The organism is Myxococcus sp. AB036A, assembly GCF_006547355.1.
GTDB lineage: Bacteria > Myxococcota > Myxococcia > Myxococcales > Myxococcaceae > Myxococcus > Myxococcus virescens.
Genome location: NZ_VHLC01000059.1, coordinates 18,271 through 41,445 on the forward strand (window position 1 = coordinate 18,271; position 23,175 = coordinate 41,445).

General features: G+C 68.8%; 20 protein-coding genes. 9 read left to right on the plus strand and 11 right to left on the minus strand.

Annotated features, from left to right (window positions below; translation table 11 throughout):
* Positions 1–4 precede the first annotated feature (4 nt).
* The 8 genes from FL344_RS23060 to FL344_RS23095 all read right to left on the minus strand — a co-directional run bounded on the left by FL344_RS23060 (position 5) and on the right by FL344_RS23095 (position 6,360).
* Positions 5–2,218, minus strand: coding sequence for a hypothetical protein (locus FL344_RS23060; protein ID WP_141620021.1), 2,214 nt, complete (start codon positions 2,216–2,218; stop codon positions 5–7).
* 71 nt (positions 2,219–2,289) lie between these two features.
* Positions 2,290–3,108: a type III secretion system protein gene (locus FL344_RS23065; RefSeq protein ID WP_011552514.1), complete on the minus strand. Its 819-nt coding sequence runs from the start codon at positions 3,106–3,108 to the stop codon at positions 2,290–2,292.
* 114 nt (positions 3,109–3,222) lie between these two features.
* Positions 3,223–3,780, minus strand: a complete 558-nt coding sequence (locus FL344_RS23070) for an ATP-dependent helicase HrpB (protein ID WP_228558309.1) — start codon at positions 3,778–3,780, stop codon at positions 3,223–3,225.
* Positions 3,662–4,498 (minus strand): sigma-70 family RNA polymerase sigma factor, encoded by an 837-nt coding sequence (locus tag FL344_RS23075; protein WP_011552512.1) that lies wholly within the window; start codon positions 4,496–4,498, stop codon positions 3,662–3,664. Before FL344_RS23075 ends, FL344_RS23070 begins: the two co-directional genes overlap by 119 nt.
* A 7-nt stretch (positions 4,499–4,505) precedes the next feature.
* Positions 4,506–4,901 carry a hypothetical protein gene (locus tag FL344_RS23080; protein WP_011552511.1) on the minus strand — a complete coding sequence of 132 codons (396 nt, stop codon included), beginning with the start codon at positions 4,899–4,901 and terminating at the stop codon, positions 4,506–4,508.
* Between the two features lie 16 nt (positions 4,902–4,917).
* Complete coding sequence (locus FL344_RS23085; protein WP_090489481.1) at positions 4,918–5,349, minus strand: lipopolysaccharide assembly protein LapB; 432 nt, start codon at positions 5,347–5,349, stop codon at positions 4,918–4,920.
* A gap of 30 nt (positions 5,350–5,379) precedes the next feature.
* Positions 5,380–5,946 (minus strand): hypothetical protein, encoded by a 567-nt coding sequence (locus tag FL344_RS23090; RefSeq protein WP_011552509.1) that lies wholly within the window; start codon positions 5,944–5,946, stop codon positions 5,380–5,382.
* Between the two features lie 138 nt (positions 5,947–6,084).
* Complete coding sequence (locus FL344_RS23095) at positions 6,085–6,360, minus strand: hypothetical protein (RefSeq protein ID WP_026113931.1); 276 nt, start codon at positions 6,358–6,360, stop codon at positions 6,085–6,087.
* Positions 6,361–6,625: 265 nt separating this feature from the next.
* Between FL344_RS23095 and FL344_RS23100 the strand changes: the two genes are divergently transcribed.
* The 8 genes from FL344_RS23100 (at position 6,626) to FL344_RS23135 (ending at position 16,135) form a co-directional block, all read left to right on the plus strand.
* Positions 6,626–7,243 (plus strand): RNA-binding protein, encoded by a 618-nt coding sequence (locus tag FL344_RS23100; RefSeq protein WP_141592729.1) that lies wholly within the window; start codon positions 6,626–6,628, stop codon positions 7,241–7,243.
* Between the two features lie 243 nt (positions 7,244–7,486).
* Positions 7,487–7,984 carry a GbsR/MarR family transcriptional regulator gene (locus tag FL344_RS23105; RefSeq protein WP_011552506.1) on the plus strand — a complete coding sequence of 166 codons (498 nt, stop codon included), beginning with the start codon at positions 7,487–7,489 and terminating at the stop codon, positions 7,982–7,984.
* Complete coding sequence (locus tag FL344_RS23110; protein WP_141592730.1) at positions 7,981–8,724, plus strand: ABC transporter ATP-binding protein; 744 nt, start codon at positions 7,981–7,983, stop codon at positions 8,722–8,724. The genes FL344_RS23105 and FL344_RS23110 overlap by 4 nt, the downstream gene beginning before the upstream one ends.
* A 2-nt stretch (positions 8,725–8,726) precedes the next feature.
* Positions 8,727–10,835, plus strand: coding sequence for an ABC transporter permease (locus FL344_RS23115; protein WP_141620022.1), 2,109 nt, complete (start codon positions 8,727–8,729; stop codon positions 10,833–10,835).
* A 4-nt stretch (positions 10,836–10,839) separates the two neighbouring features.
* The gene (locus FL344_RS23120; protein WP_141620023.1) at positions 10,840–12,141 is read left to right on the plus strand and encodes an ABC transporter permease; all 1,302 of its coding nucleotides are present in this window, start codon (positions 10,840–10,842) and stop codon (positions 12,139–12,141) included.
* Positions 12,142–12,145: 4 nt separating this feature from the next.
* Positions 12,146–12,928: an outer membrane lipoprotein-sorting protein gene (locus tag FL344_RS23125; protein ID WP_141592733.1), complete on the plus strand. Its 783-nt coding sequence runs from the start codon at positions 12,146–12,148 to the stop codon at positions 12,926–12,928.
* Positions 12,925–14,541 (plus strand): hypothetical protein, encoded by a 1,617-nt coding sequence (locus tag FL344_RS23130; RefSeq protein ID WP_194863216.1) that lies wholly within the window; start codon positions 12,925–12,927, stop codon positions 14,539–14,541. The genes FL344_RS23125 and FL344_RS23130 overlap by 4 nt, the downstream gene beginning before the upstream one ends.
* A 178-nt stretch (positions 14,542–14,719) precedes the next feature.
* Complete coding sequence (locus FL344_RS23135) at positions 14,720–16,135, plus strand: hypothetical protein (protein ID WP_228565295.1); 1,416 nt, start codon at positions 14,720–14,722, stop codon at positions 16,133–16,135.
* Here FL344_RS23135 and FL344_RS23140 read toward each other — a convergent pair.
* Together FL344_RS23140 and FL344_RS23145 are read right to left on the minus strand one after the other, a co-directional pair.
* A complete protein-coding gene (locus tag FL344_RS23140; protein WP_141592736.1) occupies positions 16,125–17,219 on the minus strand; it encodes an EAL domain-containing protein in 1,095 nt (364 codons plus the stop codon). The two genes, FL344_RS23135 and FL344_RS23140, sit on opposite strands and share 11 nt — an antisense overlap.
* A gap of 10 nt (positions 17,220–17,229) precedes the next feature.
* Positions 17,230–18,681, minus strand: coding sequence for an LVIVD repeat-containing protein (locus FL344_RS23145; protein ID WP_228565296.1), 1,452 nt, complete (start codon positions 18,679–18,681; stop codon positions 17,230–17,232).
* 193 nt (positions 18,682–18,874) lie between these two features.
* On the opposite strand from FL344_RS23145, the gene FL344_RS23150 reads away from it, so the two are divergent.
* Positions 18,875–22,543 carry a tolB protein precursor protein gene (locus FL344_RS23150; RefSeq protein WP_228565297.1) on the plus strand — a complete coding sequence of 1,223 codons (3,669 nt, stop codon included), beginning with the start codon at positions 18,875–18,877 and terminating at the stop codon, positions 22,541–22,543.
* 7 nt (positions 22,544–22,550) lie between these two features.
* On the opposite strand, the gene FL344_RS23155 is transcribed toward FL344_RS23150, so the two are convergent.
* Positions 22,551–23,021: a hypothetical protein gene (locus tag FL344_RS23155; RefSeq protein WP_228558313.1), complete on the minus strand. Its 471-nt coding sequence runs from the start codon at positions 23,019–23,021 to the stop codon at positions 22,551–22,553.
* Between the last annotated feature and the right edge of the window lie 154 nt (positions 23,022–23,175).

The following is a 23,175-nucleotide window of genomic DNA, read 5'->3' on the forward strand; positions in this document are numbered from 1 at the left end:
GATGCTAGCGCGTTCCGCCCTTGGTTCCACGTCCCCCTGCACCCGGAGGCACAGGACGGTCGGTACCCGACGGAGAACGGGGACGCCGCTGGACGGACGTACCCTCACCCCGGGGCTTGGGCATGGGCGCCAGGGCCGGCGAGGTGATGGCCCGCCCCACCAGCACCCGGGGGGGACGCTCCGGCTCCTGCTCCGCCTCGGGGGGCTTGGCCCGGCCGCCCCCCTGGGCACCGGACGAGCGCGAGCGGAACACCCGGGAGACCTCCGAGTCCTCCCGCTCCGGCTCCGCCGCCCCGAACTTCATCCGAGCGGCCCGGGGAGGCTCCTCCGCCGGACGCGGCTGTCCCCGGGACGCGACGCGGGAGCGCTCATCCGCTGGGCGCGCCTGGACGCGGGAGCCTTCGGCCACACGGGAGCGCTCATCTGGGGCTCCGGACTGGACGCGGGAACCTTCGGCCACACGGGAACGCTCATCTGGGGCTCCGGACTGGACGCGGGAGCCTTCGGCCACGCGTGAGCGCTCGTCTGGAACGTTGGCATGGACGCGCGAGCCTTCGGCCACACGGGAACGCTCATCCGCAGGTCGGGCGTGGACCCGCGAGCCCTCGGCCACGCGTGAGCGCTCGCCCTGGCCTCCAGCCTGAACCCGCGAGCCCTCGGCCACCCGGGAACGCTCGTCGGGCGGACGCGAATGCACCCGGGAACCCTCGGCGACCCGCGCGCGGTCCCGCTCTGACAACGTGTCGGGGTCCTGGGGGCGAGGCCGTGCGCCGCGCTGCCCCAGCCGAGAAGGCGGCGGACCAATGCGCGCGCCCTCTGGATCCGCGCGAGGCGGGCGCGTATCGGGCCCCTCACCCTCACGGTGAGCCCCCGCGCCGCCCGCGTTCGCGGGCTCACGCCGGGCCGGCATCCGCTGCACCGCGGAGCCATCCTGTCGCTTCGCGGACGTGGCCACGCGGGACGGCTCACGCGAGGACAACACCCCCGCGTTTCGCGCCGCCCGCTCCGCCATGAAGTCCCGCCGGGCCGGTGCTCCCGCGCCCTGGCGAGCCGCCCCCGGGGCCTGCCCCCGCACCGGCGGTCGTGTCGGCACATCGCGGCCAGCAGGTGCCGCCTTGGCAGGTGCCGTCTTGGCAGATGCCACCCCAGCAGGCGCTGCCCCACCGGGCGCCGCCGCCTTGGCCGCGGGTGGCGCCGCTGCGGCGGCCGCCTTCCGGGCTCCCGGAGGCGGAGGAAGAACGGCGGATTGGCGCGGAGGCGGCGGTGTCGCCAGGCGAACCGGCCGCTCGATGAGGCCACGCGTGGCCAGCCGCTCCAGGTCCATCACGATGTCGGTCCGGCCGCCATCACCTCGCGCGGTGGGACGCACGCGCTCCTCGCGCACCCACTTCGCCAGCAGGCTTCCGAACTCACCGCGGTACTTCTCCAGCATGCGCGCGGCGAACTCCGGAGACTGCGCCACGCATGCGCGCGCCAGCCGCTGAGCCCCCGCGCTGCGCAGCGCCACCGAGGGCCGCGTCAGGCCCTCGTGCGGCTCCAACTGCGCCCGGGCATCCTCCTCCGGCAGCTTGCGCGGAGCGTTGGCGGCCACGGCCTTGGTGGCCAGCAGCTTCAAGTCCGGCGGCAACTGCTCCAGCATGGCCTCGCGCTCCGCGTCCGGAAGGCCCGCCAGCGCCGGCCCCAGCACCCGCGCGCCCAACCGGTCGCACATGGTGAGCAGCTCCCGCTGCTGAAGCTGAAGCACGTCCGCGAACTTGAAGCCCGCGGCCTGCTGCCCAGCGACCTCGCGCGCGAGCAGTTCCTCCAGCTTCCACCGGACGATGTCCAGGACCTGCGGGCGGACTTCGCGGGTCAGCTTCACGCGCGAGGGCGGCAGATGCGCGCGCACCGCCTCCGCCAACGTGCCCGGCAGCGCGCGAAGCACCACTTCCACCAACGCGCCCCGCTCACGTTGCAGCAGCGCGGCCAGCCGCTCTGGTTCGGCGCTCCAGAGCTGACCACGGCGGTCCTTCACCAGCCGCTTGATTTCCTGCACCAGCGCGGGAATGCGCTTCTCGCGCGGAACCTGAAGCAGCTCCTGCGCGCGATGACGCAGAAGCGCCCCTTCCTCTTCGGGAAGGTGCTCCAAGGCGCCGAGGCTCTCCTGGCCGCAGAACGTCACGGCCGTCAGGAGCAGCATGCTCTGGCGCTTGTTGAGCGAGGTGAAGAACGAGTCCAAACGTCACCTCGCGGGCCCCACGGACGCCCGCTGGGAGAAGGAGGGAAGCCCCACCGTGAGGGGCGGTGACGTCAAGCCTCGGGAGGACGACCGCGGGTACGCGCTCCAGCGCGCGTGGCAGGGGCGCTGCTGGAGCCGCCGCGCATGAAGGTCCACATCGTCAGGCCCAGCATCGCCAGCACCAGCACGAAGGCGCCCGCGAACATCACCTTGAACTGGCTGGCGCTGGCCGCCGTCATGCGCAGCCCCAGCACGTCCTGCAGGCGGCTCTCCGCGTCCGTCTCCGCCGACGGCGGCAGGGCCTGCGTCATCAGCACCGTCACCGCGCTGGCCTTCAGCTCCGGCACCGCGGTGGCCGCGAACTGCTGCACCACGGCGGTGTCGATGGGCGGCTTGCCACCCTCGCCCGGGCGGTACTTGATGAACACCGACGCGGACGGCATCGGCTTGTTCTCCGGCTGCGTGAGGTCGTTGTTCTCCGGAATCATCACGATGGCGCGCGCTTCCAGCACGCCGTCGATCTGATTCAGCGCATTGGAGACCTCGCCGCCCATCGCCTTGAGGAGCATGGCGCGCTCCTCCGTCGCGGTGGGCACCATGCTGCCCTTGGCGAAGTGGGCCAGGCCCTTCTCCACCGGCCGCGGCAGCGAATTGAGCTTGAGCAGCTCCGCCGCCTGCGCGGCATCCGCCTTGGGCACGGTGATCATGAACCGCACCTCGTTGCCGCCTTCTTCCTTCTCCTTCTTGGCGTTGATGCCGTTCTTGCTGAGCAGGACGTAGATTTCGTTGGCGTCCGCTTCGCTCAGCGCGTGCTGGAGTTCAATGTGGCAGCCCGTCAGGAAGAGAAGGGCGAGAAGCGAGGCGGCAAACGCGTGCGGTCGGCGAATCATGGGCGGGTCGGAGCTTACTAGGCCCCCGGAAAACGCGGAAGGGCGCCCCCTCCCGCTCGTAGAGGGAGGGACCGCCCTTCTTGAGGCCGCGCCGCCGGGAAACCGGGGTTGGGCCTACACCTGGGTCTTGACGACGTCCTTCAGGCCGGTCGTCGCCTTCTCCACGACCTTGCTCGTCAGGTCCAGCTGCTGCGTGTACTGGTACATGGAGGCCTGGAGCGACAGCAGCTCCGCGTTGGAGAACGCCTTGCCGCTGGAGGCCTGCTTGATGATGTGCTCCAGGTTGACCTGACCCTTCTCCAGGTCGCCGACAATCTGCGTCATCATGTCGCCCGCCTTGGACGACTTGGACGCCTCGGCCTTGGCCGTCACCGGCTCCGCCGCCTTGGTCGTCACCGACTCCTGGGCGCCGTGCACCTTGTTGAGGGCGGCCTTCTCCGTCTTGTTGACGGACTCCACCTGACGCACGGCATCCGTGCGCTGGGTGGCCTGCGCCGCCTGGGCCTTGTTCACCTGCTGGGCGGCGTCCACCTGACCGGCGCCCTGCGCCTTGTCAGCGAGAACTCCGTCGAACTTCGACGCGCCCTGCTTGTTCGTCTGCTGAGCGCCCTGATCCTGCAGCTTCTGCTGCGCGACCTGCGCCGCGGAGACTCCGGCCATCGGACCCGCCATGTGAGACCCTCCTTGCATCCATCGGAGAAGGAGGAAGTTCCTCCTCCTCGTTCAAGAGTTCCTTGAGCCGGTCGATTGCCCGCGCATGCAGCCGCGAAGCCCAGCTCTTCGACTGCCCTATCTCCGCTCCCGCTTCCTCCAGCGTCCTGCCCTGGAAGTAGTACCCCATCAGGAGCTTTCGCTCCTTCTCCGGAAGCTTCTCGATCGCCGCCCGCACCCGCGTCTTCAGCTGCTCCTGCTCCATCCGGATGTCGACGGGGAGCGACTCGTCGGTGTAACCCGCCGTGTCCGCGCCTTCGATGCTGGTGGCGAAAACCATCGCCAGCCCCGTCACCGCATCCGAGATGTCATTCACATCATCGTCGAATGAGCTGCCGCGGTTGCCTGCTCCGGCCTCACGATCCGAAAGATTTCCCAGATACGCCGCCGCCCGCTCGCCCACATAGGCGTTGCGGGCATCGGAACCACGCAGCACGCCCATCTTCCGAAGCCCGTCGAAGATGGCGCCCTTGATGCGGTAGTGCGCGAAGGTGAGGAAGTTGGCCCCGACCTTCGGGTCGAACCGCTCGGCGGCCTCCAGAAGGCCTATCTGGCCGTAGGCCAGCAGCTCATCCAGCTCCAGCTGGGCGTTGAACTGCTTGCGCACGGTCGCCGCCAGCGACCGGACGTAGGGGCCGTACTTCTCGAGGATGACCTGCCTGTCGTCGCCCAGAGCCAAGCGCCGCTCACTCGGCCTTAGACCACAGCCGCTCGAGGACCTGATTCAGCCGCGGATCATCCTGGAGCGCGTCTGCAATCTTGGTGGTGAGGGAGGAAGACTTCATGCGGAGCTTCTCCTTCAGGACTTCGGCGACCAGGGCCTGCGTCGCCTCTTCCTTGCTCTTGAAGCCCCCGTTCTTCAGCTTCCGGGCAATGGCCACCGCCTGGGAGGCCACTGGATCCGCGGCCTGGGGGCCCTGGACATTGCTGGAGCCTACCAGACCCGAGGGCCCGACAAGAGACTCCGTCCGGTCCACCCGGCCACCAAAGCTGGCGCCACCCGCCGGAGCCGCGCCGGCAGGACCCTTCGCGCCACCCGCGCGGCCCTTCCCACCGCCTCGTCCGACACCTCCGACAGCCATCGCCGTGACCTCCGTCCTACGACTTCGCCGGAGGCAGGACTCCCGCCTCCTTGGCCTGGATGAGGGACTGCGCCAGGCGGGCACCGTCCCCGTCCGGATCCAGGTCCATGGCGGCCTTCAACTCCTTGAGCGCCTCGGGAACCTTCCCCATGAACAGCAGCGCTTCACCCGCATGCGCCCGCGGGAGCCCGGACTGCGGCGCTAGGCGCTGCGCGACGCGGTAGGCCTGCAGGGCCTTGTCATGCCGGCCCTGCGAGAACTCCACGGCGCCCAGCGCCAGCTGGGGCACCTCGCTCCGGGGCATCAGCGCGGCCGCCCCGGAGAAGATCTCCTTCGCCTTGTCGAAGTGGCCCATGTCGAGCCACAGGTAACCGGCCTCCAGCAGGACTCTGGCCTGCTGGCGTCCGAGCGGGACGAGGCTGTTCGAAATCTCCGAGGTGTCCGCCATTGACGCTCCCTAGGGCGACAACGCCCGCAGTTAGCGGACGTTGCTGATGGAGTTCTTGATCGTATCGTTCCGCGACTTCATCACGTTCGAGATCGCGGTGAAAGTCTGCGATTCCTGCTGAATGGCGGCCTGCAGGTTCAGGAGCTTGGAGTTCTCCTCGGCCATCTTGTTCAGCGAGAAGTTGCCGTTGACGGTGTCCGTGGTGCTGCCGGAGCCCTGCGCACCCAGACCCAGCGGCGAGCCGGAGCCAGCCACCGCGCCACCCAGACCGCCCGCGACGACACCGCCGCCGGCCGGCGCCACCGCGCCACCCAGGTTGCCCGCCACCGCGGTGTTCATCACGCCCGCGTACGGCGCGCCCATGCCCGAGCCACCCGTCGAGGAGAACGTGTGCATCGAGGAGACGGCGGCGGAGACGATCTGCCCGCCGGGGACCATGCCCGCCATCGCGCCCACACCCGTGCCCACGGCACTGGCGGCGCTGTTGAGACCATTGTGAAGCCGCGCGCCGAAACCGGTGTCCGGCGTCTGCCGCGCCGTCGTGACGTTGGTCGAGAGACGAACGTTCGGGCCCATCATGTTGTCGATCTTCGCCATTGCTTCCTCCAGGCGCTGCTTTCAGCGGAAAGGTCAGAGATCATCGATGCTCAAGATGCTCTCTCTTGCATTATCGGCGGGGGGCCTCGCCGGTTGCCTAACCCCGGAAAAAAAGAGTCTCCCGGGGAAAAACCACCGTCATTTCCGGCCCTTGCCACCCTTCGATTCGGCGATCAGCCGCTCGCGGGTCTCCACCAGCATCTCCAGCAGCTCCTCCGCGCGGCCAATGGCGGCCTGGGCCTTCTTGCCCTGCTCCACCTTGGGGCCCTTGAGCTCGGTGAGGCCCGTCTTCACCCCATCGAAGAAGCCACGGACCTCTTCCACGGAGGCCGCCTCGAGCAGGGACTCGATGGCGGGAAACGAGGGCGCGGGAAGGTCCTGCGCGGTCTGGGAGGGCTTGGCGGTCGGGGGCATTGCGGAGACGGTCTCCTGTCGGGCCACCGGCCGGGCTGGCCAGTGGGCGCTGGGCCCCCGACGGTAAGGGAAAAGCCCCGCTTCCTACAAGGCGCTCTCCTCTTCCCGGGACGCGCGCGGCCCCCGGACCACCGGCCGGAGAGCGAACGGCCATTCCAGCAGGGGGGTGAGCAAGCCCTGTCCGGTTCCACGAGCGCACCTAGCTTCTCTCCAACGGGGGACGTCGCCGCCCCCGCCCACTCACAACAACCACAGGAGAACCTCCATGAAGAAGCTCGTTGGCGTCTTCGCCACCATCGCCATGCTCGGAACGGGTACCGCCCTGGCCAACAACGACGAGAACAAGCCGAAGGACTCCTCGGCGGCCCAGGGTGGCTCGGGCCAGGTGGGGCAGAGCGAAATCCAGCAGGACACCACCACCATCGAACGCGAAACGACCACCACGCCCACTGCGCCGGGCCAGGGCGGCTCCGGCACCATGGGCCAGCAGGCCAACATGGGCCAGAAGGAGCTCAACGGCCGCGTGGTGAAGGCGGAGAGCGACAAGATCTTCGTCGACATGCATGGCGCGGTGGTCCCCCTGGAGGTCGACCGCAGCACCCGATTCAGCGACCCGACCCTGAAGAAGGCCAAGGACCTGCGCCCCGGCCAGGAGATTCGCGCCAGCTACGAGGTGAAGGAGACCAAGAACGTCGCCAAGAGCATCTCCCTCTCGGGAACGGGCGGCGCGGGTGACCCGACGCTGACGCCGGACTCGTCCATCAACCAGGACAGCGACATGGGCGGCTCCGGCGTGGACAAGCACGAGGGCACCGGTGGCGCGGGTGACGACAGCACCCTGAACCCGGACACGGGCTCCAATACCTCGCCCGACACGTACTGATGACACACCCTTGGGCATGTCAGACCTGCACCCCATGAAGGGGATTTCGGGGCCCGCAGCCGCGCGTCGGCTGTGGGCCTCGCGCCATGGGACGTGCGCCTGGAGGACTCGCCCCACCCTCCACTCCATACAGTTCATTCAGTATTGACTGAACGAAACCCCGCCGCCTAAAAGCCTGCCCGTCACCCCGGCTGCCGTGCGCTCCACACCGCGACGCCCAGCCGGCGAGGCGTGGAGACAGGCATGGTGGAACTGGAAGCCGCCGAACGTCGCTTCATCGAATCGATGGGGCTGTACTTCGAGCGGCGGGGCGGCACGCGCATCGGCGGGCGCATCTACGCGCTGTTGATGCTTGCGGGCAAACCCCTGTCGAACAAGCGCATCGCCATGCTGCTCAACGTGAGCGCGGCGTCGGTATCCACCAACCTGCGGGCCTGCACGGACATGGGCCTGGTGGAACCCGCCAGCGTTCCGGGGGACCGGCAGCACTACTACGTCATCCATTCACAGGGCTGGGAAGGCAAGCTGCGCGTCGCCGAGGAGTCCCTGAGCGCCTTCGGCCGCCTCTGCTCCGAGGCCCTCGCGGTTCCGCGTCTCGCTGGAAATCGCAGCTTGCGAGAGGCGTCTGCTTTCTGTGATTTCTACAAGGCTGAGCTCACAGGCATCGCCGAGCGGTGGCGCGCAGCGAATGCCCCCCGTCCGCCACGCCCCGTCAAGACTTCGAAAGGACGTACCGCATGAATCCCACCGCTTCGCAGTCCGCCATCGTCTCCATCACGAACGTGACCAAGGACTACACCCTGGGGAAGGTGGTGGTCCCGGCGCTCCGGGGCGTGGACCTGGAGGTCCATGCCGGTGAGTTCATCTCCATCGCCGGGCCCTCCGGCAGCGGCAAGACGACGCTGCTCAACCTCATCGGGTGCGTGGACACCGCCACCGGAGGCGTGGTCCGGGTGGCTGGGCAGGACACCAAGCAGCTCACGGAGCGTCAGCTCACGAACCTGCGCCTCAACACCATTGGCTTCATCTTCCAGAGCTTCAACCTGGTGCAGGTCCTTAGCGTCTTCCAGAACGTGGAGTTCCCCCTGCTGCTCCAGCGCAAGCTGGACAAGGCCCAGCGCCGGGAGCGGGTGATGCAACTCCTGGAGCAGGTGGGCCTGGCAAACCACGCCAAGCACCGGCCCAACGAGCTGTCCGGCGGCCAGCGCCAGCGCGTGGCCGTGGCGCGCGCGCTCGTTACGCGGCCCCAACTGGTGCTCGCGGACGAGCCCACGGCCAACCTGGACTCGGTGACGGGCCAGAACATCATCGACCTGATGAAGGAGCTCAACCAGAAGGAGGGCACCACCTTCATCTTCTCCACCCACGACGCGAAGGTGATGAGCCACGCCAACGCGGTGGTGCGGCTGGCGGACGGCAAGTTCCTGGACCGCATCAGCGCCGCCGAGGCCAGCCGCGCCATGGCCTCTGGAGGCCACTGACCATGGGACAACTCCGTTTGCTGCTGCAGGTGGCCTTCCGCAACCTGTTCTCCAGCAAGATCAACCTGCTCATCGGCGGCATCATCTTCTTCGGCACCCTGCTCGTGGTGGTGGGCGGCGCGCTGATGGACAGCATGGACAGCGCGATGAGCCGCAGCATCATCGGCAGCGTCGCGGGCCACATCCAGGTCTACTCGGATGAATCCAAGGACCCGCTGGCCCTCTACGGCAGCATGAGCGGCGAGCCGGACTTGGCCGCGCTGGACGACTTCAGCCAACTCCGGCCCTTCCTGGAGAAGCACCCCAACGTGAAGACGGTGGTGCCCCTGGGCACCAGCGGCGCCATCGTCACCTCCGGCAACACGGTGGACCTGACGCTGTCGAACCTGCGCGCGCTCTACAAGAAGCGCGACGAGACCGGTGAAACGCCCGAGCTGCGGGAGAGCATCGACAGCGTCAAGGGGCACGTGCGGCAGATGGTCGACCTGATGGCCGACCAGACGGCCAAGAGCGAGCAGGAGCTGGGCGGCGCCCAGAAGGACCCCGCGGAGGTGGAAGCACTCGCCCGGGCGCGCACGGACGCGTTCTGGGACGCCTTCGAGGAGGCCCCGTACAGCGCGCTGGAGCTGTTGGAGAACCGCATCGCCCCGCAGATTCCGGACGGGGACATGCTGGAGCTGCGCTACGCCGGCACGGACCTGGACGCGTTCCAGCGCACCTTCGACCGCATGGAGATCGTGGACGGTCAGCCGGTGCCCACCGGGCAGCGAGGCATGCTGCTGTCCAAGTTCTTCTACGAAGAGTTCCTCAAGATGAAGTCGGCGCTCCGGCTGGACCACATCAAGCAGGAGCGGGACCTCAATCAGAAGACCATCGCCACCGACCCGGACCTCCAGCGATGGGTGAAGGAGAACCAGACCCAGACGCGGGAAATCATCTTCCAGCTTGACCCCGTCAAGACGCGGAAGATGGTGGAGCGGCTGCAAAAGCTGCTGGGCAGCCAGGAGCCCGCGCTGGACAAGCTGCTGACGCAGTTCTTCACCACCGACGACGCCAACTTCGACACCCGCTACGCCCAGTTCTACTCGGAGCTGGCGCCGCTGCTGGAGCTCTACCGGCTGCGTATGGGGGACGTGCTCACCATCACCGCCTTCACTCGCACCGGCTACATGCAGAGCGTCAACGTGAAGGTCTACGGCACCTACCAGTTCAAGGGCCTGGAGAAGTCCGCCATGGCCGGCGCGCTGAGCCTGATGGACCTGATGTCGTTCCGGGACCTGTACGGGTATCTCACCGCGGACAAGAAGGCGGAGCTGGCGGAAATCCAGAAGCAGAGCGGCCTGGAAGCCCTCAGCCGGGACGAGGCCGAGGAGGCCCTCTTCGGTGAGGACAGCGACAACGAGCTGGTGGCCGAGGCCACGTCCAGCGACGTGGACGACCAGGCCGCCTTCACCGGAGACCAGGGGGCGCTCACGCGCGAGAACCTGCTCCAGCGCGTCTACACCCAGCAGGAAATCGAGCAAGGCGTGGCCCTGAGCGCGGCGGTGATGCTCAAGGACCCGGAGCTGCTGGAACAGACGATGGTGGAGCTGCGGCAGGCGGCGAAGGATGCGGGCCTGAAGCTGCGCGTGGTGTCCTGGCAGGAGGCGGCGGGCATCATCGGGCAGTTCGTGCTGCTCGGGAAGCTGGTGCTCTACTTCGCCGTCTTCATCATCTTCGTGGTGGCGCTGGTCATCATCAACAACGCCATGATGATGGCCACCATGCAGCGCGTGCGCGAGGTGGGAACGATGCGGGCCATTGGCGCGCAGCGCTCCTTCATCCTGGGCATGGTGCTGGTGGAGACGCTGGTGCTGGGGCTCGTGTTCGGCTCGGCCGGCTCACTGGTGGGCAGCGGCATCATGGCCCTGCTCAACAGCGCCGGCATCCCCGCGGGCAACGAAGCGCTCTACTTCTTCTTCTCCGGCCCCCGGCTGTTCCCCACGCTGAGCGCCAGCAACCTGGTGGCGGCGTTCGTGATCGTCCTGGGCGTCTCCGCCATCTCCACCCTCTATCCCGCGTTCCTCGCGACCCGGGTCTCGCCCCTCCAGGCGATGCAGACGGACGAGTGAGAACATGCTCCAGCTCTTCCTCATCGCATTCCGCAACCTCGGCACCCACCGCAGGCGCACCCTGCTGCTGGGCGGCGCCATCGCCAGCGTCACCGCGCTGCTCGTCATCCTCATGGGCCTGTCCACGGGCATGAAGGAGTCGATGCTCCGCTCCGCCACCACGCTGTCCACCGGCCACGTCAACGTGGCGGGCTTCTACAAGGTGACGGCGGGCCAGGCGGCGCCGGTCGTCACCGGCTATCCGGCCATCCTGGAGCAGATTCGCAAGGACGTGCCGGAGCTGGACTTCGCCGTCCAGCGTGGCCGGGGCTGGCTCAAGGTCGTCAGTGAGACGTCCTCCATTCAGGTGGGCGTGGGCGGCATCGACATCCAGTCCGAGCCGGGCCTCCGCCAGGTGCTCCAGATTCGCGCGGGCGCGCTGGACGGCCTGGCCGAGTCCGGCACGGTGCTGCTCTTCGAGAAGCAGGCGAAGAAGCTCAACGTCCAGGTGGGCGAGTCCGTGACGCTGGCCGCCCAAACGCTGCGAGGCGCCAGCAACACGGTGGACGCGCGCGTGGTGGCCATCGCGGCCGACATGGGCATGCTGAGCGACTTCGGCATCTTCGTGCCGTCGGACACGCTGCGCTCGCTGTACCAGTTCAAGAGCGACACCGCGGGCGCGCTGCTGCTCTACCTGAAAGACATCCAGCACGTGCCGGCGGTGCAGGCGCGGCTGCGCCAGACGCTGACGGACGCGGGCCACACGGTGATGGACCACGACCCGCGCGCGTTCTTCATGAAGTTCGAGACCGTCAACCGCGAGGCCTGGACGGGCCAGCGGCTGGACATCACGAACTGGGAGGACGAAATCTCCTTCATCACCTGGACGCTCACCGCGCTCAACAGCCTCACTGGCGTCCTCATCTTCGTGCTGATGGTCATCATCGGCGTGGGCATCATGAACACGCTGTGGATCGCCATCCGGGAGCGAACCCGGGAGATTGGCACCCTGCGCGCCATTGGCATGCAGCGCACTCGCGTGCTGCTGATGTTCGTCTTCGAGGCGCTGCTGCTGGGCCTGCTGGGCACGCTGGCCGGCGCCAGCACCGGGTTGGTGCTGTGCCTGGCCGTCAATGCCATGGCCGTGCACGTCCCGGAGGTGGTGGCGGTCTTCATCATGTCGGACACGTTGAATCTGGCCGTGCACCCCTCGTCCATCCTGGGTGCCATGGCGTTCATCACCGCGTGCACCACCGCCATCTCGCTCATTCCCTCCTTCCTCGCCGCGCGGCTCAAGCCGGTGACGGCGATGCACCACATCGGGTGACTCTATGCGCCTCAAGAACATGCTGTCCGCCGCGGCGCTGGCCGTGGCGCTGCTGTCCGCCCCGGCCGCCCTGGCCCTGGAGCAGGCCGAGCAGGTGAAGCTCCTGGCCACCATCGACGACCGCCAGCGAAACGGCGGCGACTACAAGGCGATGGTGTACCTGGAGCAGAAGGAGAAGGGGAAGGCGGACCTCGTCTACGAGCTGGTCGTCTACCGCCGCGACGAGGACGACAAGCTGATGATGCTGTTCACCAAGCCCAAGACGGAGGCGGGCAAGGGCTATCTGCGTCTGGACAAGAACCTCTGGAACTACGACCCCAACGTGGGCCGCTGGGAGCGCCGCACCGAGCGCGAGCGCATCGCCGGTACCGACAGCCGCCGCGCGGACTTCGACGAGTCGCGGCTGGCCGAGGAGTATGACCCGTCCTACGAGGGCGAGGCGAAGCTGGGCAAGTACACGGCCCACCTGATGACGCTGAAGGTCAAGCCCGGCGTGGACGTGGCCTACCCCGTCCTCAAGGTCTGGGTGGACAAGGCCTCCGGCAACATCCTCAAGCAGGAGGAATACGCCCTGTCCGGCCGGAAGATGCGCACGGCGCTCTACCCCCGCTGGAAGAAGATGTTCAGCGAGTCCAAGAAGGGCGACGTCTGGATTCCGGAGGAGATGCGCATCTACGACGAAATCGAGAAGGGGAACTCCACCACCATCCTCGTCAAGACAGTGGACCTGCGCCCGCTGGAAGCCAACCTCTTCACCAAGGCGTGGCTCGAGAGCAAGAGCCGATGACCCCGCGCACGCTCACCCTGGCCGCGGCGCTGTCCGCGGCCCTCACCGGTACGCCCACGTGGGCCCAGTCCGAGGAGCGGCCCGACGAGGACGCGCTCTTCGGAGGCGGGCAGGAGGAGACGCCCGCGGAGGCACCCGCGGGCGAGGACTCGGGCCGGCCTGACGAGGATGCACTCTTCGGCGGTGACGGCTCGGAGCCGGCGGCGGACGTGGACCCTGGCACCACCGGTGGCGCCACGGAGCGACAGCCGCCGCTGACCGCGCCTGAGGAGGACCGGGACGCGGACGTGTTGAACGGCCCTGCGACCCGGAGCGCCTTCGACACCGAAGACGTGGTGGATGATCCGCTGAAGATTGGCGGTCAGTTCTACCTGCGCGGCTTCATGGCGGGCAGCGAGAACACCTCGCTCCGCCAGACGTCCTTCTCCGCCCCCACGCTGGTGGACGGCTACCTCGACGCGCGCCCGTCCGACCGGATCCGTGGCTTCGTCGTGGGACGCCTGAACTACGACCCCGCCATACCGCCCCGGACCACACCAGACGCCCCGGCGAACCCGCGCGTGCTGCTGGACCAGGCGTGGCTGCGCTTCGACCTGGAGCGCACGGTGTTCTTCACCGTGGGCAAGCAGCACGTGAAGTGGGGCACCGGGCAGATCTGGAACCCCACGGACTTCCTGTCGCCCCAGCGTAGAGACCCGCTGGCCTTCGTGGACCTGCGCACGGGCGTGTCCATGTTGAAGGTGCACGTGCCCTGGGAGTCCAAGGGCTGGAACGTGTACGGCATCCTCGTCATGGATGACCTGGGCACGGACGTGGGCGCCATCACCGACCCGAGCGGAAGCCCCACGTCCCAGGCCGGCGGCAGCGACCCGGTCAACCGGCTGGGCCGCCTGGGCGGCGCGCTGCGCGCGGAAGTCCTGCTGGGGCCCGCGGAGCTGGGCGCCAGCGCGGTGGCGCAGAATGGACGCAAGCCCCGCTTCGGGCTCGACGTGTCCTCGCCGCTGGGGCCGCTGGATGTCTACGCCGAGGTTGCGCTGAAGGAAGGCACGGACCGGCCGCTGTACCGCATTCCGGAAGGGACGACGCTCGAGGACATCGCGCAGAACGGCGTCCAGGTGGAAGCGTACATTCCCTCGGGGCTCACGCCGCAGATGACGGCGGGCGCGACCTACAGCTTCCCGTATGGGGAGAACGACCTGGCCGTGCTGGGCGTGGAGTACTTCTTCAACTCCACGGGCTACACCGGCTCGTTCGGGTATCCGTACCTGCTGCTGAAGGACGCCTTCAACCCGCTCTACCTGGGACGGCATTACGGCGCCGCGTACCTCTTCCTGGACCGGCCTGGGCCACTGGAGCGGACGTCCTTCAACCTGTTCACGCTGGGCAACCTGTCGGACCGCTCGTTCACCACGCGGCTCAACGTGATGCACCGGGCGCTCACGTATCTCACGGTGGAGGCGTACGGCTCGGTGAACTACGGACGGCGCGGCGGTGAGTTCCGGCTCGCCGTTGATGTGCCGGAGGGGCTCGTCGTGGACGGGCAGCCGATTCCGGCCTTCTCCATCCCCGCGCCGACGTTCCAACTGGGAGCGGGGCTCCGCATCAGCCTCTGAGTCGTCGATTCGTCTTGAGGTGCCCGAGGGCCGTGCTCCCTGCTTCCGGGAGCGCGGCCCTGGGTGTTTTCAGGGCGCGAGCAGGCAGTTTCGGGGATGCCCGCCCTGCGAGCAGCCGGTCGGGCGCCGTACAGGCAGTTGGGGTGTCCGAGGGCGGACGGATGGACAGATTTTCGCCATGCGCCTTTGGATTGCCATCGCGGCAGCGTGGGGCCTCGGCCAGGTGCCGAACGCGCCGGTCATGATTCCTCCCGAGGACCCTTCCATCCGGGACCCGGCCGCAGCGGCGCTCCAGGACGCGAACCAGCAGGCGGCGGAGGAGGTTGAAGGACTGAGGCCCCCGGTGGGCTACGTCTATGAGGCGCCGGAGGATGCGTCACCACTCGACTTCGTGCTGACGCCCGTCCTGCCCGACGGCGCGCCACCGCCGACGCCGGGACAGGTCGCCACCGCAGAGGCCGCGCAGCGCTACGAGCCGGTTCCCTCGCCCCTGGAGGCGCTGCAACAGGAGCAGGCCGCGATGGGCGGGAGCGGCCAGCAGACGGGGGATGACGGCACCTCGACGGGCCAGGACACCACGGGTGGGACGACGAACGGCGCGGGTGGTACTGGGGTGACGGGGCAGGACGTGAGTGGCACCGGCGGCACTGGCACCGGCGGCCAGCAGGACGTGCGTGGCACCGGCGGCACTGGCACCGGCGGCCAGCAGGACGTGAGTGGCACCGGCACGAGCATCGGCAACACAGGCACGGGTGGCGCCGGCACAACGGGCTCGCAAGACGGCAGCGGTGCGCCCCCTGAGAGCACCGTCCCCGCGGAACAGCAGAACCTCGGCACCACGGGCGCGACCGGCGCGCAGACGGCCCCCCAGCAGGGCCCCCCCACGGGCCAAAGCGGCACAGGCACGACCAGCGCAGTCCCCTCCCCTGCCCCCGCGACGCCGGCCTTCATCGGCGGCTCCGAGCCCATCGGCCGCTCCGAGCCCATTGGCCGCTCGGAACCCATCGGCCGCTCCGAGCCCATTGGCACGCCGCCCACCGTAGCGCCCGTGAACAACCAGACGGGCACTGGCGGCGCAGGAACGCCGACCACGAATCAGCCGACGCCCGCGCAGCAGATGGAACAACTGCGTGAGCGGATGAAGCAGCTCGAAACCCAGCTCAACGAGCGCGACGCCGACCTCTCCGTGCGGAACCAGGCCGTCCAGCTCCAGGTGGACACCTACGGCGACCGCGCGGTTGACGTGGAGCAGGCGCGACAGGACCGGCTGACCCAGATTCAGACCGCCAGTCAGTGGATGCTCGCGGCGGACACGGCGCTGGAACAGGGTGAGCTGGACGTCGTCAATGCGCTCGACATCGCCGACAACGCCTTCGTCGACTTGCGTGACAGCGCGGAGGAGGACGGCCAGGGCACCGTCGTCGTCCACGCGGAGCGCCTGCGTGCGCTGCTCAATCTCGCCCGCAACTTCGTCAACAACCGCGACGGATACAATGCCCGGCTCGCCCTCCAGGAGGCAGGCGTCCAGCTGAACATCCTCCGCGCCGCCAACCTCGAGCGGCAGGCCACCGGCAACGTCCTGCTCAATCCGTGAACGACGGCGTCGCCCCCACGGGGGGGCTCTGCGGACGGGCGATGAGGTAGCCCTGAACGAAGTCGACCCCGTGCGCGCGGACCCAGCGCAGCTCCTCCTGCGTTTCGATGCCCTCCGCCACCGTGCGGATGCCCAGCGTCCGCGCAATCTCCAGGAGCTTCTCCACGATGGAGCCCTTGTACGGGTCCAGATGGACGTCACGCACCAGCTCCATGTCCAGCTTGATGATGTCGGGACGCAGCCGGTGGATGAGGTTCAGTGACGAGAAGCCCGCGCCCAGGTCGTCCAGCGCCACCTGGAAACCCGACTTGCGGTAGAAGTCCACGATGCCGCGCAGATGCTCCGCGTCCGCCGTCTGGTCCGTCTCGATGATTTCGAACACTACCCGCTCCGGCGCAATGCCCGCTGCGTGGATGGCCTCCACCGTGGAGCGAAGACAGACCGTGGCGTCGTAGATGGCCGTGGGCGTGAAGTTGATGAAGAGGTGCGTGTCCAGCCCGTGCTTCACCGCCTGCCGGATGGCCGTGGTACGCGCCGCCAGGTCCAGTTGGAACAGCAGGTCCGCCTCGCGCGCCGTCTGCATCATCCGTCCGGGCAACACCAGCGTGCCGTCCGGCTCCAGGCCTCGCATCAACGCCTCGTGCGCGAAGATGCAGCGGGTGTCCTGCGCATGGACGATGGGCTGGAAGTGCGTGGTGAGCCGCTCCTCGGAGAGCAGATCCACCAGCCACCCCGCGCGCGTCCGCGTGACGAGCCGCTGGAGTGAGCCCACCCGGGGATAGTCACCCAGCCCGGGCTCCGCCGCCCCCGGCATGAACAGCGCCCGGGTGGCCCGCGCCTCCTCCTGCGTGAGCGCGGCCAACAGGTTCGATGCCAGAGGCGACAGCCCCGCCTCCGGCACCCACACCTCGACGCAATGGGCTTCGGCACGCACCTGGACCTCGTGCCGCGCCTCCCGGAGGAAGGACAGCAGCCGGCCCTGGCTGTGCCCCACCGGGCTCCACAGGAACAGACGCCCGGCGCCCTCCGCGAGGGGAGGAAGCGTCTGGCACCTGCCGCAGGACCGCGTCGGGGTGTCGCTCATTCCAGACAGCCTACTCCGTCGTCTCGCGGAAGATGAGCAGGCCTCGCGAGGAATCCGTCGCGTACACGAATCCGTCGCCCGGCACGTGCACCTTGCTCAGGCCTTCGAGGAACACGACGCCGTGGCCCGCATCCGTCTCCCGCCAGGTGTTGTAGTAACCCACCTGCTGGGGCGAGCCGGGGACGGACACGTCCACGATGCGCAGGCCATCCTGACCATAGGCCAGGTAGACCTTCGTCCCGGAGAACGCCACCGAGCGGATGGACACCTCCGGGCGCGTCCGGAACTCACCCGTCCGGGCCACCGTGGCCGGCGCGCTCACGTCCAGCACGCTCAGGTGCGCGCCCCAGTCCTCGCCCGCGTCGAATGCGTAGACGCGGTCTCCCACCATGCCGACCGCCGTGGCGGCCGACATGCCGTTGGCGAAGCGGCCCAACAGCTTCGGGTTCGCCGGGTTGGTGACGTCCGAGACGGTCATTCCGAAGGACCAGTTGCTCACGTAGAGCCGGCCGCCCATCGCCGCGACGTGCAGGGGCACCTCCCCCGCCACGGGCTCCGCGCCCTCGACGAAGTACCGCTTGAGCTGCTTCGGCTCCGCGGGCGTGGCGACGTCGTAGACGTACACCTCCGCGTTGGGCGCGGGCGACGCCGCGTACAGGACGTTTCCGTCCAGCGCGAGGGAGTTCACCTCCACCACGGACTCGGGCACGGAGCGCAGGCGGACAGGTATCGCCGGGTTGGTGATGTCGAACACGGCGATGCCGCTGCGGCGGCTGGCCACATAGAGCGTGTTCCCGTTCACCAGCGCGTCCGTGTAGTAGTCGTTGGACAGCTCGTACTGGCGGACCTGGCGCGGCTGCGAGGGGTCGCTCAGGTCGAAGGTGATGAGGCCCTTGGCCCCCGCCGTCACGTAGGCGTGGCCATGGGCCACCGCGACATTCGTGGCCGTGGCCTCGGTCAGCTTCACCTCGCTGACCAGCTCCACGCCGGACGCCTCTGCTTCACCCGCGCGGCGGCCCAGCCGGATGGCCTCGAAGGTGCCCTTCATGTCCGCGGTGCCATTGGCGCAACGCCGGAAGATGCCGGACATCTGCCCGGGCCCGGACGAGGAACACCCGGCGACGGCGAAGCGCATCGTCACGTTGTTGGCGCCCTGGAACTCGCTGGCCAGGAAGAACGACTCCGGGGTGCTCTGCCGCTCCGTGGCGGCGAGGCCCATCAGCATCTGGGTGTTGCTGCCCCCTCCCGACAACCGCATGGCGGCCGCGGCTCCGGAACCGTCGTTGAGGTTGATGTTGAGGTTCCAGATGCCCTCGGGCTGTACGGCGGAGAGGCTTGAAAGCTGGCAGGCCGACACATCGATGGCCTCGACCTGACACTCCGCCTTGGGAACGGACGGATTGTCATTGCCGCAAGCGGTGGCGAGCGCCAGGGTGCTGGTGAGTGCGAGGAGGCGTTTCATGCCCCCATGCATATCATCCGGCGCCAGCACCCGACGAAACAGCGCGCTCCCCCGGCCTCCGAGGGGGCGATGCCCACTGCCCGTCAAGTAACCGGAAAGAAATAGTCGGGGCGCTTGTATACCGGGACCGCTGGGAGGCAGCCTCCCCAGCAGGTGTAGTCTCGCCGGTACCCCACCCACAGAGGTGCCTTCAGTGAACCCCCGTCCCCTCGCCGCAGCCCTGCTCGTCCTGCTCTTCCCGGGGCTCGCGCTTGCCCAGTTCTACGTCGTGCCCCGAAGACCCGGGAAAACGGCGGTGAACAGCTACGAATTCGAGTGGCGACACACAGACATCCTCGTCGGACCGGGGGCCACCGGTCTGGCGGAACCTCCCGAGCGGACGGCGCACGAACAACCACCTGAGAGTCCAGGCGGCGCCAACCCGGGCGCGCCCACGACCTCGCCGAACGAGGGCGACACGAAGGCGCCCCCCACCGGTCCGCCCTCGGAGTCCACGGGAGGCACGTCCGAGCCCCAGTCCCAGACGGGGCTGCCCGGCAGCACGCCGGTGGTGCTCCAGGGCGCGACCGACGCGGGCGTGCCGCCCTTGACGACGGGTGAAGACGGGGGCGTCCCGGAGAGTGGGCTGGCGGCCGCCGACGGGGGAGCGGAGGACGGCGGTGCCCTGGCCGCGGCCGATGCGGGGCCGGCGGATGGCGGCACGCTCGCGGCCGGAGGTACCGACGGCGGCGAGCAGGACGCGGGCGCCACCTACCTGATGGCCAGCGACGCCGATGACGACGGCGGGACGGTGCTGGGCGGTGGCCAGTCGGTGTTCGCGGGCGCGGACGGCGGCTTCAACTACACCTACGCGAAGTCGCTGGGGGACAAGTCGGGCGGGGTGCGCTTCTACTTCTATGAGCGTGAGCGCATGGTGGCCGAGCGCGCCGCGCCGCTCATCGAGGAGGCCTACCGGTACCTGGTGGACCAGTTCAAGTACGTCCCCACCAAGACGTTCCCGTACATCCTCTACAGCAGCTACCAGGAGTTCCTGCAGACCAACCTCTTCGCCGTGTCCGAGGGCACGCTCGGTCTCACCAGCACCGGCGAGGACCTGAAGCTGACGCTGCCGTACCTGGGCGACCACCGCCTCTTCGAGGAGGTCAGCACCCACGAGCTGGCGCACCAGTTCACCATCCAGAAGGTCCGCACCGTGGCCGAGCAGGCCAAGATGTTCGGCGATCCGCTGCAAGCCATTCCGCTGTGGTTCATCGAAGGCCTCGCCGAGTTCTACGCCAAGCGCGGCATGGACCCGGAAGCGGAGATGCTGGTGCGGGACCTGTTGGTGAACCCGGACCTCTTCAAGGGCTACGCCTTCCTCGACTTCTTCTCCCCCGGGCCCTACGGCTACCTGTGGATCTACAAGGTGGGCCAGGTCCGCGTGTCCTTCCTCGAAGAGGAGTACGGCGCCGGCTTCATCCAGCGCGTGCTGGAGGAGTCGCCGCGGCTGTCGGGTGGCTCGCGCGATTCACCGTCGCTCAAGTTCGAGGAGCTGCTGGAGCGGCTCACCGGTGACAACCCCAAGCGCATCTCCGCGCGGTTCGAGAACTGGCTGAAGCGCCGGGCCTTCAAGACGTACCTGGCGTCCGAGCAGTCCGCGCCAGCGCTGGACCTGCTCGACAAGGCGCCCGGCTACACCACCGCCATGGCGTCTTCCCCGTCGGGCAACGTGCTGGGGCTGCGCACCATCGTCCCGGAGACGGGTGAGAGCCGGCTGTACATCATGGATCCGCGCGTGCCGGACAAGACGGTGAAGGTCGCGGGTGACGGCGTGCCGGGCGTGGAGTCGTTGCACCCCATCTCCGGACGCAGCTTCGCGCTGACGAACGACAAGCTGGCCTTCATCGCCGAAATCACCGGGCGCGACGTCATCTACGTGCAGGACTACACGCACAAGTCGGAGCGGCGCGGCGCGGACGTGCTGGTGCGCCGCAATGCCATCCGGACCGGCATCGACCGGGAGGTGGGCCTGGTGGTCGACCTGAGCCTGGGCGGACGCACCGCGTACCGCATCGACCGGCACGGGCTGCTCGCCGCGTACTCGCCGGCCTTCTCGCCCGATGGCCGGTGGGTGGCCTTCATCGGCATCAACGACGCGGGTCTGCGGGACATCTACGCCATCGACCTGCAGGCGGGCCCGGACGCTCCGCCGCTGCAGCTCACCGACGACGTGTTCTCCGAGCGCGAGGTGACGTGGGGTCCTGCGGGCATCGTCTTCACGTCGGACGCGACGTCCCACCGCCAGTTCAACCTCTTCCGCGTGCGGCCGGACGCGCCCCGGCAGGTGGAGCGCCTCACCAGCGAGGAGCGGGACCACACGGCCCCGGTGGCCCTGGCGGACGGGCGCCTCTTCTTCACCGCCTTCAACAACAGCAGCTCCGATTTGCACGAGCTGACGAAGGACGGCCGCATCGTGCGGCGCACGGACCTGACGACGGGCGTCTTCGAGCCCGGCCCTGGCCCGGACGGCGGCCTGTGGATGCTGTTCCACGTCTCCGGTGAGCGCCGGCCCGCGGTGCTGCGCCCGCCGCGCATGCTGGCGCTGGACGTCCCCGCCGAACCGCCGCCGGAGCCGCCCAACCCGCTGGCGGTGCGGCCCCTCACGGACGCGCAGAACTACGAGCCCTTCACCCGGCAGAACCTGGAGTTCGGTCCCTTCTTCGGCTTCGCGGGCGCGGGCGGCGGCGGCTTCGTGGGCCAGTTGTTCGCGGCGGCCAGTGACCGCATGAAGGACCACCAGTTCCTGCTCACCCTGGCGGTGTACGGCAGCTTCGACCTGACGGACGGCTACCTGCTCTACGTCAACGACAAGTCACGCACGACGTGGGGTGGCGGCATCTTCCAGTCCCTGCGCTTCCGCGTGGACCGCACCTTCGAAGGTGAAGAGGGCGCGCAGAATGCCTTCTTCACGTCGGGTGAGCGCTTCTTCGGCGCGCTCGGCAGCATGCGCTACCCGCTGAGCACCTTCCTGTTCGTGCAGGGCGACCTGGCCATTGGTGGCACCCGGTACTTCCTGGACGACTACACGGAGTTCGAGCTGTTCTTCCCCGAGCGCAACGCGGCCAACCGGGAGCTGCTGACGGCCTGGAACGCGCGCAACCGCGCCATCCGCTTCCAGACGGAGCTGAGCGGGCAGATTGGCTACGACAGCCTGAAGTACCACTACGCCACCGGCCCGCTGTCGGGCAGCGCGGCCATGCTGGAGACGACGGTGGGCGTGCAGCCCTTCGACAACCAGGCCTACGGCAATGTGCGCGTGGATGCGGAGCGCTACTTCCCCATCTACGGCCGCGCCAACATCTTCATCCGCGGTGGCCTGGGCACCACGCTGGGAGGCCGGTACGCGCGCTCCTACTTCCTGTCCTCGTTCGACACGCTGCGCGGCGTGAACTTCGGCGACATCCAGTGGCTGCTCGGCCGGCACTACGTCTACTCCACGCTGGAGGCGCAGTTGCCGCTCAACGACATCATCCGGGTGGCCTTCCTCAGCGACCTGGAAGCGATTGCCGCCATCGACGCGGGCGGCGTCGGCGAGGGCCGGGATGACTTGTGGAACCACCGCGTGGTGAACGGCGTCGTCGGTTTCAACCTCGCGCTGGGCCCCCTGCTGCTGCGCCTGCACTTCGCCCGGCCGTTCGACGTCGGCGCCGCTGCCGGCCGGCCGGACCCGGGCTGGGTGACGAACTTCTCGCTGGGCATCGCCGGCCTCAATGGCTTCTTCGACCAGGCGAACACCGGGAAGAGTGTCGGCCCATCGCCGACGCCCATGTCCCCGGCCCTGATGCCCTCCATGGGAGGCGGCTACACCGCGCCGCGCCGCTGAGGCGGCGTCAGGACTGCGCGGCGACGAGGGCGGCGTTGGCGCGGGCCATGGGCCCGCCCTCCATGGGGATGCGCTCGAAGTCGCCGCGCAGCGCCTTGATGGCGAACTTCTCCAGGTCGATTTCCCGGCGGGTGCGCACGCCAAGCACGCGCAGCAGCTCGGACAGGGGGCTGAAGCCGGACACGCTGTGCTGGAGCAGCATGCCCCCCGCCACCGCGGTAAGCCCCCGCCAGCGGCCGCCGTCCCGCCGGCCCAGCAGCAGGCCCAGCAGGCCCAGGGCCGACGTGCCCACGGCGAGGGCGCGGTTGATGTCCCACTCGCGCTCCAGCCGGGCGAGGTAGCGCGTCATCTCCGCGCGGTCCCCCTTCTCCGCCATGTACCGGACGCAGCGCTCCACGTGCTCGTCGATGCGCCGGTTCACCACCAGCGGCGTGTGGACACGCACGGTGTCTGACGACGTCTGGTTCCACGTTTCCATATGAGGCCCTCTCTCCCTGACGCGGCGCGCCCCCTCTTCCCTTGAAGCTAGGACCGCCGCCGCCCCCCGTGCACAGCCCACGCGGGGAAAGGGGCCCCGTTCCGCCCGGCCGCCTGCCCCGCCAGGGGCCCCTTCGCGTCCCATTCCCTCCAGG

Bases quoted from the DNA above. Each gene is read 5' to 3' on its own strand.
- FL344_RS23065 (WP_011552514.1), bottom strand. From the start codon at position 3,108: ATGATTCGCCGACCGCACGCGTTTGCCGCCTCGCTTCTCGCCCTTCTC.
- FL344_RS23070 (WP_228558309.1), bottom strand. From the start codon at position 3,780: ATGGCGGGTCCGATGGCCGGAGTCTCCGCGGCGCAGGTCGCGCAGCAG.
- FL344_RS23080 (WP_011552511.1), bottom strand. From the start codon at position 4,901: ATGGCTGTCGGAGGTGTCGGACGAGGCGGTGGGAAGGGCCGCGCGGGT.
- FL344_RS23085 (WP_090489481.1), bottom strand. From the start codon at position 5,349: ATGGCGGACACCTCGGAGATTTCGAACAGCCTCGTCCCGCTCGGACGC.
- FL344_RS23090 (WP_011552509.1), bottom strand. From the start codon at position 5,946: ATGGCGAAGATCGACAACATGATGGGCCCGAACGTTCGTCTCTCGACC.
- FL344_RS23095 (WP_026113931.1), bottom strand. From the start codon at position 6,360: ATGCCCCCGACCGCCAAGCCCTCCCAGACCGCGCAGGACCTTCCCGCG.
- FL344_RS23100 (WP_141592729.1), top strand. From the start codon at position 6,626: ATGAAGAAGCTCGTTGGCGTCTTCGCCACCATCGCCATGCTCGGAACG.
- FL344_RS23105 (WP_011552506.1), top strand. From the start codon at position 7,487: ATGGTGGAACTGGAAGCCGCCGAACGTCGCTTCATCGAATCGATGGGG.
- FL344_RS23110 (WP_141592730.1), top strand. From the start codon at position 7,981: ATGAATCCCACCGCTTCGCAGTCCGCCATCGTCTCCATCACGAACGTG.
- FL344_RS23115 (WP_141620022.1), top strand. From the start codon at position 8,727: ATGGGACAACTCCGTTTGCTGCTGCAGGTGGCCTTCCGCAACCTGTTC.
- FL344_RS23120 (WP_141620023.1), top strand. From the start codon at position 10,840: ATGCTCCAGCTCTTCCTCATCGCATTCCGCAACCTCGGCACCCACCGC.
- FL344_RS23125 (WP_141592733.1), top strand. From the start codon at position 12,146: ATGCGCCTCAAGAACATGCTGTCCGCCGCGGCGCTGGCCGTGGCGCTG.
- FL344_RS23130 (WP_194863216.1), top strand. From the start codon at position 12,925: ATGACCCCGCGCACGCTCACCCTGGCCGCGGCGCTGTCCGCGGCCCTC.
- FL344_RS23135 (WP_228565295.1), top strand. From the start codon at position 14,720: ATGCGCCTTTGGATTGCCATCGCGGCAGCGTGGGGCCTCGGCCAGGTG.
- FL344_RS23140 (WP_141592736.1), bottom strand. From the start codon at position 17,219: ATGAGCGACACCCCGACGCGGTCCTGCGGCAGGTGCCAGACGCTTCCT.
- FL344_RS23145 (WP_228565296.1), bottom strand. From the start codon at position 18,681: ATGAAACGCCTCCTCGCACTCACCAGCACCCTGGCGCTCGCCACCGCT.
- FL344_RS23155 (WP_228558313.1), bottom strand. From the start codon at position 23,021: ATGGAAACGTGGAACCAGACGTCGTCAGACACCGTGCGTGTCCACACG.